The organism is Micromonospora sp. WMMB235, assembly GCF_001855515.1.
Taxonomy (GTDB): Bacteria; Actinomycetota; Actinomycetes; order Mycobacteriales; family Micromonosporaceae; genus Micromonospora; species Micromonospora aurantiaca.
Genome location: NZ_MDRX01000001.1, coordinates 1,248,665 through 1,261,816, shown reverse-complemented (window position 1 = coordinate 1,261,816; position 13,152 = coordinate 1,248,665). Strand labels below are relative to the sequence as shown.

15 protein-coding genes are annotated in these 13,152 nt (G+C 73.0%); 11 read left to right on the top strand and 4 right to left on the bottom strand.

Going from position 1 to position 13,152, the window contains the following annotated elements; genetic code table 11:
- The first annotated feature begins 3 nt into the window (after positions 1–3).
- The 3 genes from prcA (at position 4) to BFV98_RS05460 (ending at position 2,620) form a co-directional block, all read left to right on the top strand.
- Positions 4–837 (top strand): proteasome subunit alpha, encoded by an 834-nt coding sequence (prcA, locus tag BFV98_RS05470; RefSeq protein ID WP_013286108.1) that lies wholly within the window; start codon positions 4–6, stop codon positions 835–837.
- A 146-nt stretch (positions 838–983) separates the two neighbouring features.
- Positions 984–2,342 carry a Pup--protein ligase gene (pafA, locus tag BFV98_RS05465; protein ID WP_013286109.1) on the top strand — a complete coding sequence of 453 codons (1,359 nt, stop codon included), beginning with the start codon at positions 984–986 and terminating at the stop codon, positions 2,340–2,342.
- Positions 2,343–2,401: 59 nt separating this feature from the next.
- Positions 2,402–2,620, top strand: a complete 219-nt coding sequence (locus tag BFV98_RS05460; RefSeq protein ID WP_013286110.1) for a hypothetical protein — start codon at positions 2,402–2,404, stop codon at positions 2,618–2,620.
- Between the two features lie 12 nt (positions 2,621–2,632).
- On the opposite strand, the gene BFV98_RS05455 is transcribed toward BFV98_RS05460, so the two are convergent.
- Positions 2,633–3,577, bottom strand: a complete 945-nt coding sequence (locus BFV98_RS05455) for a hypothetical protein (RefSeq protein ID WP_071095205.1) — start codon at positions 3,575–3,577, stop codon at positions 2,633–2,635.
- A gap of 235 nt (positions 3,578–3,812) precedes the next feature.
- Between BFV98_RS05455 and BFV98_RS05450 the strand changes: the two genes are divergently transcribed.
- Positions 3,813–4,361 carry a carboxymuconolactone decarboxylase family protein gene (locus tag BFV98_RS05450; protein ID WP_013286112.1) on the top strand — a complete coding sequence of 183 codons (549 nt, stop codon included), beginning with the start codon at positions 3,813–3,815 and terminating at the stop codon, positions 4,359–4,361.
- Between the two features lie 12 nt (positions 4,362–4,373).
- Here BFV98_RS05450 and BFV98_RS05445 read toward each other — a convergent pair whose 3' ends face one another.
- On the bottom strand, positions 4,374–5,459 hold the full coding sequence (locus BFV98_RS05445) for a DUF3866 family protein (protein WP_013286113.1): 1,086 nt from the start codon (positions 5,457–5,459) through the stop codon (positions 4,374–4,376).
- Positions 5,460–5,503: 44 nt separating this feature from the next.
- Complete coding sequence (locus tag BFV98_RS05440; RefSeq protein ID WP_013286114.1) at positions 5,504–6,496, bottom strand: cation diffusion facilitator family transporter; 993 nt, start codon at positions 6,494–6,496, stop codon at positions 5,504–5,506.
- 105 nt (positions 6,497–6,601) lie between these two features.
- Between BFV98_RS05440 and BFV98_RS05435 the strand changes: the two genes are divergently transcribed.
- The 5 genes from BFV98_RS05435 (at position 6,602) to tatC (ending at position 10,393) form a co-directional block, all read left to right on the top strand.
- A complete protein-coding gene (locus tag BFV98_RS05435) occupies positions 6,602–7,600 on the top strand; it encodes a YafY family protein (protein WP_013286115.1) in 999 nt (332 codons plus the stop codon).
- Positions 7,597–8,604 carry a YafY family protein gene (locus BFV98_RS05430; protein WP_013286116.1) on the top strand — a complete coding sequence of 336 codons (1,008 nt, stop codon included), beginning with the start codon at positions 7,597–7,599 and terminating at the stop codon, positions 8,602–8,604. Before BFV98_RS05435 ends, BFV98_RS05430 begins: the two co-directional genes overlap by 4 nt.
- Before the next feature lie 10 nt (positions 8,605–8,614).
- Positions 8,615–8,863 (top strand): hypothetical protein, encoded by a 249-nt coding sequence (locus tag BFV98_RS05425; RefSeq protein WP_013286117.1) that lies wholly within the window; start codon positions 8,615–8,617, stop codon positions 8,861–8,863.
- A 216-nt stretch (positions 8,864–9,079) separates the two neighbouring features.
- A complete protein-coding gene (gene tatA, locus BFV98_RS05420) occupies positions 9,080–9,418 on the top strand; it encodes a Sec-independent protein translocase subunit TatA (RefSeq protein ID WP_013286118.1) in 339 nt (112 codons plus the stop codon).
- A 21-nt stretch (positions 9,419–9,439) separates the two neighbouring features.
- Positions 9,440–10,393, top strand: coding sequence for a twin-arginine translocase subunit TatC (gene tatC / locus BFV98_RS05415; RefSeq protein WP_013286119.1), 954 nt, complete (start codon positions 9,440–9,442; stop codon positions 10,391–10,393).
- Between the two features lie 200 nt (positions 10,394–10,593).
- On the opposite strand, the gene BFV98_RS05410 is transcribed toward tatC, so the two are convergent.
- Positions 10,594–11,478 carry an ABC transporter substrate-binding protein gene (locus BFV98_RS05410; protein WP_071095203.1) on the bottom strand — a complete coding sequence of 295 codons (885 nt, stop codon included), beginning with the start codon at positions 11,476–11,478 and terminating at the stop codon, positions 10,594–10,596.
- Positions 11,479–11,665: 187 nt separating this feature from the next.
- On the opposite strand from BFV98_RS05410, the gene BFV98_RS05405 reads away from it, so the two are divergent.
- Entirely contained in the window at positions 11,666–12,364 is a 699-nt protein-coding gene (locus BFV98_RS05405) for a hypothetical protein (RefSeq protein WP_013286121.1), read from the top strand.
- A gap of 119 nt (positions 12,365–12,483) precedes the next feature.
- Positions 12,484–13,134: a fasciclin domain-containing protein gene (locus BFV98_RS05400; RefSeq protein ID WP_255368008.1), complete on the top strand. Its 651-nt coding sequence runs from the start codon at positions 12,484–12,486 to the stop codon at positions 13,132–13,134.
- Positions 13,135–13,152 lie beyond the last annotated feature (18 nt).

The window sequence follows — 13,152 nt, the reverse complement described above, 5'->3', positions numbered from 1 at the left end:
GCCGTGGCCATGCAGTTCTACGCCTCGCCCGAGCAGATCATGCGCGACCGCTCCGAGCTGGCCCGCAAGGGCATCGCCCGGGGCCGCAGCGCGGTGGTCCTGAGCTACGAGGGCGGGGTGCTCTTCGTCGCCGAGAACCTGTCCAGCACGCTGCACAAGGTCAGCGAGATCTACGACCGGATCGGCTTCGCCGCTGTCGGCCGGTACAACGAGTTCGAGAACCTGCGCCGCGCGGGCGTGCGGATGGCCGACCTCAACGGGCTCAGCTACGACCGCCGGGACGTGACCGGCCTGGCGCTCGCCAACGCGTACGCGCAGACGCTGGGCGCGATCTTCACCGAGCAGTCGAAGCCGTTCGAGGTGGAGATCTGTGTGGCCGAGGTGGGCGCCACCGCCGAGGACGACTCCCTCTACCGGGTGACCTACGACGGCTCGGTGAACGACGAGCCGGGCCGGATGGCGATGGGCGGACAGGCCGAGGCGATCAGCGGGGTGCTGAAGAACGAGCACCGGCCGGAGATGTCGCTGTCGGAGGCGGTCCGCGCCGCCATGAAGGCGCTGAGCAGCGTCGGCGGCGAGGGCGGGGCGTCCCGCACGATCGCCGCGAACCAGCTGGAGGTGGCGGTCCTGGACCGGCGCCGGGTGGGGCGTACGTTCCGGCGGGTGACCGGCGCGGCGCTCACCGCGCTGCTGGAGGGCGACGCCGAGGCCGACACCGCGCCCGCGCCGGGCCGGGCGAAGACGCCGACCGTGCCGACGGAGGAGGCGAAGAAGCCGACCACGTCGGCGGGTTCGGCCGATCTGGAGGGCAACGCGGAGGACAAGCCCGCCGAGTGACGACCGTCGCGGACCCCGCCACCTCGCCGAGGTGGCGGGGTTTTTCGCGTACGGATGCCGCCACCTCGCCGATCTGCGCGGGGGAGATCGCAAGCGGCGAGCGTCGGCGCTGCCCATCGGAGGCTCCGGGCGGCTAATGTCTCATCATGGAGCGGCGAATCTTCGGCCTCGAAACCGAGTACGGCGTCACCTGCACCTATCGCGGGCAACGCCGACTGTCCCCCGACGAGGTCGCGCGGTACCTGTTCCGGCGGGTGGTGTCGTGGGGCCGGTCGAGCAACGTGTTCCTGCGCAACGGCGCCCGCCTCTATCTCGACGTCGGTTCGCACCCGGAGTACGCGACTCCGGAGTGCGACTCGGTGACCGACCTGGTGGCACACGACCGGGCCGGTGAGCGGATCCTGGAGGGCCTGCTCGTCGACGCGGAGAAGCGGCTGCACGACGAGGGCATCGCGGGCGAGATCTACCTGTTCAAGAACAACACCGACTCGGCCGGCAACTCGTACGGCTGCCACGAGAACTATCTGGTGTCCCGGCACGGCGAGTTCGGCCGGCTCGCCGACGTGCTCATCCCGTTCCTGGTCACCCGGCAGTTGATCTGCGGCGCGGGCAAGGTGCTGCAGACGCCGCGCGGCGCTGTCTACTGCCTGTCCCAGCGGGCCGAGCACATCTGGGAGGGTGTCTCGTCGGCGACCACCCGCAGCCGGCCGATCATCAACACCCGCGACGAGCCGCACGCGGACGCCGAGCGCTACCGCCGGCTGCACGTGATCGTCGGTGACTCGAACATGAACGAGGTCACCACGCTGCTGAAGGTCGGCACCGCCGACATCGTGCTGCGGATGATCGAGGCCGGCGTGGTGATGCGGGACCTGACGCTGGAGAACCCGATCCGGGCCATCCGCGAGGTGTCGCACGACATCACCGGCCGGCGCAAGGTGCGGCTGGCCTCCGGCAAGGAGGTCTCGGCGCTGGAGATCCAGCAGGAATACCTGGCCAAGGCGACGGAGTTCGTGGAGCGCCGGGGCGGCGACCAGACCGCGAAGCGGGTGGTCGACCTGTGGGGCCGGGTGCTGCGCGCGGTCGAGACCGGCGACCTGGACCCGGTGGCCCGCGAGATCGACTGGGTCACCAAGCTGAAGCTGATCGAGCGTTACCAGCGCAAGCACGACCTGCCGCTGTCGCACCCGCGGGTGGCGCAGATGGACCTGGCCTACCACGACCTGCGGCGCGGGCGCGGCCTGTACGGGCTGCTGGAGCGCCGTCGTGAGGTGGACCGGGTGGCCACCGACCCGGAGATCTTCGAGGCGAAGGAGACGCCGCCGCAGACGACCCGGGCGCGGCTGCGCGGCGAGTTCATCCGCCACGCCCAGGAGAAGCGGCGCGACTTCACCGTGGACTGGGTGCACCTGAAGCTGAACGACCAGGCGCAGCGCACGGTGCTGTGCAAGGACCCGTTCCGGGCCTACGACGAGCGGGTGGAGCGGCTGATCGCCAGCATGTGATCGTGCGGGCGGCCGGTGCCCGGCACCGGCCGCCCGTCCACAGGTACGCTGGCGTCGCGATGAACACTTCCGAATCCGCCGGTGGGTCCGGCCGCGAGACGTCCTCGGACCGTGACGGCACCGAGAAGCTCAACTGGATCGACCGTCGGCGGGAGAAGATCCGCGCCGAGATCGAGCGCAACAGGCGCGGCGACTACACGGTGCCGACCTGGGTGCTGGCGGCGGCGCTGGTGCTGATCGTGGGCGCCTGGCTCGGGCTGATCCTGTTCCTCGGCTGAGTTCCGGGCCGGTCAGTTGTACGGCATCCGGGGGAACCAGCCGAAGCCGAACAGCGCAGGCACCCGCACGTCCCAGTAGACGACTGTGAAGACGCCGAGCGCGACGAGCAGCGCTCCGGTGACCACGGCGGCGCGGCGGGGGTCGGCCATCCACGCGAGGAAGCGTCCCCGGCTGATCGCCACGGCGACCGCGAAGACGACTGTGACGAGCACGATGTTGCCCAGCGACTGGAGCGTGAACGCCAGCGCTCCGTAGAGCGGGTTGCCGGTGTCGACGGCCCAGTGGAACAGCTTGTTGAACATCGGGTAGGGCCGGCCGACGAGGAAACCGCCGACGAGCGCGCCGATCGTCACCACCCGGGCGACGGGCCGGTGCGCGAAGACGTCCGGCACCAGCTTGAGCGCGGCGAGTCCGAGGTAGATCAGGGCGAGTCCGATGACGCCGAAGACGACCGACGACTGGATGAGGCGTACCGGGACACCGCCGACCACGTCGGTGGAAAGCTGGGGCAGCCGGTCGCCGGCCAGCACGCCGACGACGCCGTAGCTCGCCGAGACGGCGACCATGCCGAGGGTCAGCCAGCCGACCGGGCGCAGCAGGGCACGCAGCGCCGGCCGGGTGCCACCGGCCGGGTCGGCGCCGGAGACCTGGCTCATCGGCCCGACGGAGGCCGCGACGGCGATGTTGCAGGCGGTGAAGGTGCCGGCGAAGCCGGAGACGAAGGCGAAGAGCAATCCGGCGACGGTGCCGGTGATGGCGGTCTCCTTGGCGTCGTGGCCCAGCACGGTGTTCGCGACGTTGTCGCCGATGACCTTGTCGACCAGCTCGAACGACCACAGGACGGCCAGCAGCACGCCGGCTGCCGCGCTGACCAGGGCGAGTCGGAGCCGGTGCCGGGGGCGATGGGGGGAGATCCCGGCGTCGGGGGTCGCGTCCGGGAACTGTCGCAGTGCCATGAGGGGCCTCCTAAACGGCGGCCGCACGCGTTCCCCGGGCAGCCGGGAACGACGCCTGTCAGTGGGGAGTGGTGGGGCCGGAGTCGAGTACCCGGCAAGTATGGGGAGGCCGGGCAGGGCCCTGGTTCTTCCATCATGCTGACCTGTCTCCGGCGTCTTCTCCGGCGCCGGCGGTGACGGCACTCTGGACGGCGAGGCCGCCGGCACCGCCGGCACGGACAGGGAGCGTGACGTCATCGCACACATCGATCTCGGGCTGGACGAGAAGGCACATCCGGGCATCCGAGGGCCGCTGCGGTTCCGGCCGGAGACGGCGAAGCCGCTGGGCGAGCTGGCGGAGGTGCTGCTGCGCGCGCCGCATCCCACGCTGACGCCGGGCGAGCGGGAGCTGATCGCGGCGTACGTCTCCGGCCTCAACGACTGCGACTTCTGCTGCTCGTCGCACGCGGCGTTCGCCGCCGCGCAGCTGCCCGCCGGGATGCCGTTGGTCGATCAGGTGCGCGCGGACGTCGGCACGGCCCCGGTCGACGCCAGGCTGCGGGCACTGCTGCACATCGCCGCCGCGGTGCGCCGCAGCGGCCGGGAGGTCACCACCGAACTGGTCGAGGCGGCCCGCGCGGAGGGCGCCACCGACCTGGAGATCCACGACACGGTGCTGATCGCCGCCGCGTTCTGCATGTTCAACCGCTACGTCGACGGTCTGGGCACCTGGACGCCGCGGGATCCCGAGGCGTACGCGCGAGCCGCCGACCACCTCGTCGCGAACGGTTACCTGGCGATCTGACGGCGGCGCGGCTCAGCCGAGCAGGCGGGCCGCGTACCGGCCGGCGGCGGCGGCGGCCAGGAAGTAGGCGTGGTCGGCGTCCAGGCCCCGGCCCATCGTGGACAGGCCGACCGGGGTGGCCCGCAGCGCCGCGTCGAGGCCGTCGGCAGGCACCGTGACGATGCGGTGCCGGTCGGCCAGCGGCGTCAGCGCCGCGGCGACCTCCGCGGCCAGGCCGGGGGCGAGGCCGTCCGGCACGACCAGCTCCGCGGGGGCCAGCGCGACCCGGCCGTACGCGGTCAGGCTGTGGTGGGAGACGCCACGGTGCCGGGGGCGGGCGTCGGCGTCGGAGATGCGCAGCGAGCCGACCGGGCGCCCGCCCAGCGTGGCGACCGCGTTCACGGCTTCGCCGACCGCGACGCCGGAGAAGCCCCAGCGGGTGCCGGTGCCGAGGTTGCCCGGCCCCTGGGCGACGATCGTCAGGTCGGCGTCGAGCACGTGCCGGGCGGCGAGCAGGCCGCTGTGCAGTGTGCTCGCCTCCAGGTCACCGCCGAACGCCTGGCCCACGCTGACCGTGCCGGCGAGGTGCCCGGACAGCCCGGCCAGGGTGCGGGAGAACCACGCCGGCAGCGCGCCACCGTCGGTCAGCACGTACGCCACCCGGGCGTCGGGCGCGTCGGCGCGTACACCGGCCAGGATCGCCGGCAGCGCGGAGTGCAGATCGGCGGTGACCACCGGCATGCCGTCGACCGAGTCCGCGGCGGCCAGCCGGTCGTGGTGCGGCGACGCCTCCTCGTCCACGCCGAGGAGGATCGGTTGCAGCGGCGTGTAGCGGGCCTTGACCAGGTGCCCGGCGTCGCGGCTGTCACCGGCCTGCGGCGGGTCCGGCGGCAGCCGGTCGGGCAGCGCCACGACCAGCGCGTAGCCGCCGGTGCCGAGGCCCATCAGCAGCGCGCCGGCGTTGAGCAGCACCCGGTCGCCGGGTTCGGGCTCGCCGACCAGGGCCGGGTAGGCCAGGGCGCGCATCCGGGCGCCGTCGGGCAGGTCGACGTCGAGTTCGACAGCGCCGGCCCACCGTCGCCGTACCGCCGTGACCGTGCCGGACCGCCATCGCACCATGCGGTGCACCGTATCGGCCGCCGCCGGGACGGCCCCCGGGCGGGTCAGGGGTTCCGGTCGTCGACCGGGCGGCCCGCCTCGTCCTGGGTGGTGCGGGCGGTCCGGCCGGCCGAACCGGACCGGGTGGGGTCGAGGAAGACGTACGCGATCTCCGGGAAGTGCCCGGTGAGCCGGCGTTCGGCCTCGTCGGCGGCGGCCTCGATGTCGGCGCCGGTGGCGTCGTCACGGAAGTCGACCTTGGCGGCGACGAGGATGTCGTCGGGGCCGAGGAACATGGTCATCAGGGTGTCGACGTGGTCCACCGTCGGCACGTCCGTCAGCTCCCGCTCGATGCGCCGGTGCAGCCGGTCGGAGACGGAGCGGCCGACCAGCAGCGAGATGTTGCTGCGGGCCAGCACGACGGCGACCACCAGCAGCAGTACGCCGATGAGGATCGAGGCGACGCCGTCGTACAGTTCGTCGCCGGTCAGGTGCGACAGGGTGAGCCCGCCGGCGGCGATCAGCAGGCCGATCAGCGCGGCGCTGTCCTCCAGGAAGACGGCCTTGACGGTGGTGTCGGCGGTCAGGCGCAGGTAGCGGCGCGGGGTGGTGCCCCAGCGGCGTGACTCGCCGCGCACCTGCCGGACCGCCCGGGCCAGCGACACCGACTCGATCGCGAAGGAGACCGCCAGCACCACGTACGCGACGAGGTATTCGCCGCTGTGCTCGTGCACCAGGATGGTGGTGACGCCGTGCGTGACGGCGAAGCCCGCACCGGCGACGAAGGTGAACAGCGCGGCGAGGAACGCCCAGACGTAGCTCTCCTTGCCGTACCCGAAGGGGTGCCGGGTGTCGGCGGGCCGCGCGCCGCGGCGCAGCGCCAGGTAGAGCAGCACCTCGGTGGTGGTGTCGGCGAGCGAGTGGGCGGCCTCGGAGAGCATCGCCGCGGAGCCCGAGATCAGGCCCGCTACCAGCTTGGCGACCGCGATGGCGAGGTTCGCCGCGCCGGCCACCACGACAGTGCCGACGCTCTCGGTCTTGACCTCCGGTTCCGCCATGCGATCCACCCTATGACCGGTCGATGCCCGCCGCCGGGTGGGAAGACCCCCGCGCCGCGCCGCGCGGGTGCCCGCGCCCGACGCGCGGGCTGCTAGCGTTTGGGCGTGTCCCGGACCCGTACCGAACGCCTGGTCAACCTGGTGATCTGCCTGCTGTCGACGCGACGCTTCCTGACCGCCGCGCAGATCGCCGCGACCGTGCCCGGCTACGAGCACGACCCGGACGACGCCAAGGACCACGAGGCGTTCCAGCGCAAGTTCGAGCGCGACAAGGCCGAGCTGCGTGAGCTGGGCGTGCCGCTGGAGACGGGCACGGCGAGCGTCTTCGACGCCGAGCCGGGCTACCGGATCGCGCCGCGCGCGTACGCGCTGCCCGACATCCCGCTCGAACCGGACGAGGCCGCGGCCGTGGGCATCGCCGCCCGGCTGTGGCAGCACGCCGGGCTGGCCGCCGCCGCGTCGTCGGGGCTGGCGAAGCTGCGCGCCGCCGGCATCGACGTCGACCCGCAGGCGACGCTGGGCCTGGAGCCGATGGTCACCGTCGACCCGGCGTTCGCGCCGCTCACCGCCGCCGCGCGGGACCGGCGCGAGGTCAGCTTCGACTACCGCGTGCCGGACCGGGACGCGCCCACCCGCCGCCGGGTGCAACCGTGGGGCGTGGTCTGCTGGCGCGGCCGGTGGTATGTCGTCGGCCACGACCTGGACCGGGCGGCGACCCGCTGTTTCCGGCTGTCGCGGGTGGTCGGCACGGTCCGGGCGACCGGCGAGCCGGGCGCCTACGAGCCGCCCGCCGGGGTCGACCTGATCAGCCACGTGGCCCGCTGGTCCGGGCCGGTGGAACGCACCGGCCGGGCCACGGTGCTGGCCACGCCGGGCCGTGCCGCCGGGCTGCGCCGCTGGGCCGTCGAGTGCCAGGCCGGCCCCGACGGCGACCGGCTGGTGCTGCCGTACGCCGACGCCGACTACCTGGCCGGCCAGATCGTCGGGTACGGCCCGGACGTCCGGGTCCTGGAGCCACCGGAGGTGCGGGAGGCGGTCATCCAGCGGCTCAAGGAGGTCGCCGCCCGGCACGACGAGCTGGCAGTGACCGGAGGTGCCCGGTGACCCGCCCGGCGTCCCGCGCGGGCCGTGCCTCCGCCGACCGGCTGGCCCGGCTGCTCAACCTGGTGCCCTACCTGCTGGCCCGCCCCGGCATCGAGATCGCCGAGGCGGCGCACGACCTCGGAGTGACCGAGAAGCAGCTCCGGGAGGACCTGGAACTGCTCTGGGTGTGCGGGCTGCCCGGCTACGGCCCCGGCGACCTGATCGACATGGCGTTCGACGGCGACCGGGTCACCATCACCTACGACGCCGGGATCGACCGCCCGCTGCGGCTGACCCCGGACGAGGCCCTGGCCCTGGTGGTGGCGCTGCGGATGATCGCCGAGACGCCCGGCGTGGCCAACCGGGAGGCGGTCGAACGGGCGCTCGCCAAGATCGAGAATGCCGCCGGTGACCTGGCCGGCGCGCCGGTCGAGGTCCGCCTGCCCGGCGACAGCGCCCGGGTACGCGAGCTGCGCGCCGCCGTCGAGCGCGGCCGGGCGCTGCGGATCACCTACTACACCCCGGCGCGGGACGAGACCACCGAACGCACCATCGACCCGCTGCGGATGCTGATGGTCGGCGGCCGGGCGTACGTGGAGGCGTGGTGCCGCCGCGCCGAGGGGGTACGCCTGTTCCGGGCCGACCGGATCGACGCGGTGACCGAGCTGCCGGAGCAGGCGGTGGTGCCGCCGCAGGCCCGCCCGCACGATCTCAGCGACGGCGTGTTCCGCCCGTCGGCGGACCTGCCGCTGATCACGCTGCGGATCGGCCGGGGCGAGCGGTGGATCACCGAATATTATCCGTGCGAGCGGGTCGAGGCCGACGGCGAGCAGTGGCTGGTGTCGCTGCGCGTCACCGACCTCGGGTGGGCCCGGCGGTTCGTGCTCGGGCTCGGCCCGGAGGTCACAGTCGTGGCCCCGGCCGAGCTGGCCGAGCAGGTACGCGCCCAGGCCGTGGCCGCGCTCGACGCGTACGCCACCCCGGCCGGCAGCGCCGACCCGGCAGCCGTCGGCGGCACCCGATAGGCTGACCGCCGTGGTGACGTGGATCGTGCTCGGGGTCGTGGTGTTCGCGCTGGTCGTACTGGCCCTGGCGATCCGTCCGGTGGTGAGCCGCCTGCCGGGGCTGCGCCGTTCCGCGCTGGCGTTGCAGCGCCGGGCGGTCGAGGCCGAGTCGCTGCGGTCGGCCGCCGAGCAGTTGCAGGCGCGGGCCGAGTCGCTCCAGGAGCGGGCGGCGGTCGCGCAGGAGCGGATCATGTTGATCAAGGCCAAGCGCGGCGACTGATCGACGCCGATCGGCCCGGTGAGCGTCGGCTGCGCGTTCCCGGGCGGTTGCGCGCAGAAATGCGCGGACCTGGACGGTTGACGGGACACTTCGGGTTGGTCGAAACTTCACCGATCGGGCCCGCACGAGCAGGCCCGCGGGGGTGGCAAGCCGCTGCGACACACGTACGATGGGCGACGACCCACCCTCACCGACACAGAGCGACTGGAGCTTCCCATGGGTGCCCTCAAGCCGTGGCACATCGCCGTACTCGTGGTCGTGCTGATCCTGCTGTTCGGCGCGAAGCGGCTCCCCGACGCGGCCCGCTCGCTGGGCCGCTCGCTGCGGATCATCAAGGCCGAGACCAAGAGCCTGCACGACGACGACCGCGATCTCGCCGAGAAGGCCGACGCGCAGTCCGGCTACCAGCCGCTCCCGCCGCAGCAGGGGCACGTGCAGCAGCAGCCGTACGCCCAGGGCCAGCAGCAGTACGCCCAGCAGCAGCCGTACGCGCCGCAGCCGCAGCAGCCCGTGGCCCCGCCGGCCGACCCGGTGCAGCGCGTCCGCGAGAACTGATCCGAGAGGGCCTCAACCACCGTGGCCTTCGGGTTGAAGAAGCGCGGCCCGAGCAGCTTCGCGCGCGCGGCCGACGGCTCGATGACGCTCATCGAGCACATCCGTGAGCTGCGCAACCGGCTGTTCCGGGCGTCGCTGGCGATCCTGGTCGGCTTCGGCTTCGGCATCTGGCTGGCCGAGCCGGTCCGGGTGCTGCTGTCCAAGCCCTACTGCGACCTGCCGCAGTCGTTCGACGCGGCGACGGGCAAGTGCAAGTTCGTGCAGCTCGGCGTCGCCGACGTCTTCCTGCTGAACCTCAAGATCGGCCTCTGGGTGGGCCTGATCATCGCCGCGCCGATCTGGCTCTACCAGCTCTGGGCGTTCATCGCGCCTGGCCTGCACCGCCACGAGCGGCGGTACGCGTACGTCTTCACCGCCCTGGCGGCCCCGCTGTTCGCGGCCGGCGCGGTGCTGGCGTTCTTCGTCACCACCAAGGGGCTCGAGTTCCTGCTCGACATCTCCGGCGACGACATCGCGACCAACCTCGAGGTGACCCGCTACATATCGTTCGTCACGAACCTGATCCTGCTGTTCGGTGTGGCGTTCGAGTTCCCGCTGATCGTGCTGATGCTCAACTTCGTCGGCCTGGCCAGCGCCAAGCGACTGCTGAGCTGGTGGCGGGTGGCGGTGTTCGTGTTCTTCGCGTTCTCCGCCGTGGTCACGCCGACACCCGACCCGTTCGGCATGACCGCGCTGGCGATCTGCCTCTGCGCGCTCTACTTCGCCGCGGTGGGGGTGGCGTTCATCAACGACAAGCGGCGCGGTCGCGGGCGTGAGGTCTACGCCGGCATCGCCGACGACGAGGTGTCACCGCTTGACCTGTCGGACGAGCCGGTGCCCGCCGGCGGCCGGATCGAGGCGTCCGAGCCCATCGGCGCACCCGAGCCGATCGTCGCCCCGAAGCCGATCGAGCGCCGGTACGACGACATGACCTGACCGACCCCGCTCACCGCCGGACGCCGTCCCCGCCTCACGGGGACGGCGTCCGCGTCTTCCCAGCCGCCCACCGCCGTTCGCCGAGGACGCTGACGCCCTGTCCCGCGTCGATCATGGACTTGGTGCCCCTCGAATGCCCGATATGAGCGGCTTGACCGGGCCGCAGCTGCAAGATCAACGAGGCTGGGGGCGGTGGGTGGTCAGGGGATGTGGCGGGCTGCTTCGGGGTGGGGTGGGGGGACCGCGTCGGGGTGCAGGATCGCGGCTATCGTCTCGGCGCCGTCGACCAGGCGCGGGCCGGCGCGCACGATCAGCCCGTCCGCGTCCAGCGCCCACACCTGCGCGTCCGGGAAATGCCCGGCCACCGCGGCGGCCTGCTCGGCCGCGCCGTCGAGACGGAACCCGCACAGCGCCACCAGCACCACCTCGGGGCGGGCGGCCCGCAGGGCCTCCCAGGTGGTAGGCGTGGACCGGGCGCCGCGATGGGTGGCCACCGGTTCGCCACCCGCGACGTCGACGAGGTCCGGGATCCAGTGCCCGGCGCCGAACGGCGGGTCCACCCATTCGACAACCGCGACCCGTGGCCGGGGCCGGCCCGCCACCGCCGCGCCGACCGCCGCGAGCCGGGCGCGCAGGCCGTCGACCAGCGCCTCCGCGCGGTCCGGCACCCGGGCCGCCGCGCCCACCGCGCGGATCGACTCCAGCACGTCGTCCAGGGTGTACGGGTCGAGCGACAGCACGTCGGCCCGGCATCCCAGGTGCTCCACGGCGTCGGCGACCCGGCCGGACGGCAGCGCGCAGACGCGGCACAGGTCCTGGGTGAGGATCAGGTCCGGGTCCAGCCCGGCCAGCGCGCCGGCGTGCAGCGTGTAGAGGTCTGCACCGGCCGCGACCTGCGCCCGGACATACGCGTCGATGTCGCCGGGACTCATACCCCGGGTGTCCCGGCCGCCGACGACCACTGTGGTGCCCGACCGGTGGCGGGCGGGCACCTCGCACTCGAAGGTGACGCCGACCAGGTCGTCGCCGAGGCCGAGCGCGTACGCGATCTCGGTGGCGGAGGGGAGCAGGGAGACCAGCCGCATGCCCGCCATCATGCCGGTCGCGCGGACGGCCCCGGTGCGCGGGCAGATCGGGTCGCCCTCGGGCCTTGCCGGGACGCCGTACCCGCTTAGACTCTGCTGACTCCGCCGAGCCCCCCGGGCGGTGTGCCGGGGTGCGTCGGCGCCCCCGTTCCGGTCAGCCCGTCTGACCTGCGCACCGGAGAGCCCGATGAAGAGCCGTACCGCCGCCGTCCTGACCGTCCTCTGCGCGGCCACCGCGCTCACCGCCTGCGGTGACGACGAGCCCGCGCCGAAAGGCCAGCAGGTGCCGGTGACAGCCACCGACACCAGCTGCGAGGTCACCACCACGCTGTTCACCCCGGGCACCGTCACCTTCACCGTCACCAACCGGGGCCGGCAGGCCACCGGGGTCTACGTCTACGGCCGGGAGGGCGACGCCTTCACCAAGGTGATCGCCGAGGTCGCGGACGTGCCGGCGGGCCGTACCGGTGACCTGCGCGCCTCGCTGCAGACCGGCACGTACGAGGTGGCCTGCAAGCCGGGCCGGCAGGGCGACGGCGTCCGGACCAAGATCACCGTCTCCGACGACGGCAACCTCGCCAGCGCCGCCGCCGAGGTGGCCTACGACCGCTCGGTGACGATCGAGCTGACCGACGACGCGATGACCGGCGTGGACGCCCTGATCGCCGAGCCCGGCGAGAAGATCGCGTTCAAGGTGACGAACAAGACCGCCGGGGCCCGGACGCTGTACGTGCTCAACCCCGAGGGCAAGCGGGTCGCCGAGATGAAGGCCGGGGCCAACGGCACCGCCGAGACGGTGGTGACGCTGGGCGCGGCGGGGGACTGGTCGCTGAAGGTCAAGGGCGACGGCGTGCCGTCGGTGAGCAAGCCGTTGGTGGTCCGCTGAGGCACGGGGACGTCGATCCGAAGTCGGTCGATCCGGGTGCATCCACCGGGGACGGTCCGGGCGAAGCAATGGTCGTGACGACAGTCACGGACCTGGTCGCTTCGACGAAAGGCTCCCCGATGAACATCGCTCGTCTCGCCGCCCGGCTGGCCGTGGGCGCCACCGCGGCGGCGGTGGCCACCACCGCCGTCGCCGTGCCCGCCCAGGCCGGTGCCAAGCAGCCGGGTACGCGGTCGCTGGCCGCCGTGCTCACCGCCGACAAGAGCGGCTTCGACCGCAACTCGCGGGACTTCGACGTCCTCACGAAGGCGGTCCTGACGGTGCTGCAGGCCAAGCCGGACTCGCCGGTGAAGGTGCTCACCGACGGCACCGTCGCGCTGACCGCGTTCGTGCCGAACGACTACGCGTTCCGCGAGCTGGTGCGGGACATCACCGCCGCGAAGAAGCTGCCCGCTGAGAAGGCCGCGTTCGACGCGGTCGCCGGCCTGGGCGTGGACACCGTGGAGGACGTCCTGCTCTACCACGTCGTGCCCGGCGCGACGATCGACCGGAAGGCGGCGCTGAAGGCCGACGGCGCGGACCTGACCACCGCGCTCGGCGCCACCGTCGAGGTGGACGTGAAGCGCTGCTGGTACGGCCGCGAGGTGCGCCTGGTCGACGCCGACACCAGCGACCGCAACGCCAAGGTGGTGCGGTACGACATCAACAAGGGCAACAAGCAGATCGCGCACGCGGTGGACCGGGTGCTGCGCCCGATCGACCTCCCCTGAACCACCCCCGCCACGGTG